The organism is Streptomyces sp. NPDC002690 (assembly GCF_053592415.1).
The window spans coordinates 1-1139 of sequence record NZ_JBSFVR010000760.1; the positions used below are offsets into that span (position 1 = coordinate 1).

The following is a 1139-nucleotide window of genomic DNA, read 5'->3' on the forward strand; positions in this document are numbered from 1 at the left end:
TTTTGGGGGCGGGTTCCCCCCACCGCCACGACGGCCCGGAAGCCTTCTGCAAATAGCTTGCACTGATTGCGTTAGTCTTGCGGTCATGACGCGAAGACTTGCTCAAGTGGCAAAGAAGGTGGGTGTCAGCGAGGCCACGGTCAGCCGGGTGCTCAACGGCAAGCCCGGAGTCTCCCAGGCGACCCGGCAGTCGGTGCTCACCGCACTGGACGTGCTCGGCTACGAACGGCCGAGCCAGCTGCGGGGCGAGCGGGCGCGACTGGTGGGGCTGGTGCTGCCCGAGCTCCAGAATCCGATCTTCCCGGCCTTCGCGGAGGTGATCGGCGGCGCGCTCGCGCAGCAGGGCCTCACACCGGTGCTCTGCACCCAGACCAAGGGCGGCGTCTCGGAGGCGGACTACGTGGACCTGCTGCTCCAGCAACAGGTCTCCGGGGTCGTCTTCGCCGGCGGCCTCTTCGCCCAGGCGGACGCGGAGCACGCGCACTACCGGCGGCTCGCGGAGCGCAGGATTCCGGTGGTCCTCATCAACGCCCCCATAGAGAACGTCGACTTCCCCTGCATCTCGTGCGACGACGGCGTAGCCGTCGAGCAGGCGTGGCGCCATCTCACCTCGCTGGGCCACGAGAAGATCGGCCTGGTGCTGGGCCCCGCCGACCACATCCCCTCGCGACGCAAGCTGGCGGCGGCCAGGACGGCCGCGACGGCCCACGGGCGTGAGCTGACGGCGGAGTTCGTCGAACGGACCATGTTCTCCCTGGAGGGCGGTCAGGCGGCCGCCTCGCGGCTGCTGGACCGGGGCGCCACCGGCATCATCTGCGCGAGCGACCCGCTGGCCCTCGGCGCGGTGCGGGCGGCCCGCCGGCGCGGGATCTCCGTGCCGGACGGGGTGTCGGTGGTCGGTTACGACGACTCCGCGTTCATGAACTGCACGGAGCCGCCGCTGACCACCGTGCGCCAGCCCATCGAGGCGATGGGCCGCGCGGTCGTGGAACTGCTCTGCGCCCAGATCCAGGGCGGCGAGGTGCACCACGGCGAACTGCTCTTCGAACCCGAGCTGGTGGTGCGCGGGTCGACGGCCCAGGCGCGCCGAACGGGCCACCGGTGCCCTGATGCGCGACCGCGGCACGCTCTACCTCGCC

The 1139-nt window shown here is 71.0% G+C and carries 1 protein-coding gene; it reads left to right on the plus strand.

The window, feature by feature from the left end; translation table 11 throughout:
• Positions 1-85 precede the first annotated feature (85 nt).
• Positions 86-1139, plus strand: a 1054-nt coding sequence (locus ACWD3D_RS37335; protein WP_451465067.1) for a LacI family DNA-binding transcriptional regulator, incomplete at its 3' end; no start/stop codon positions are given.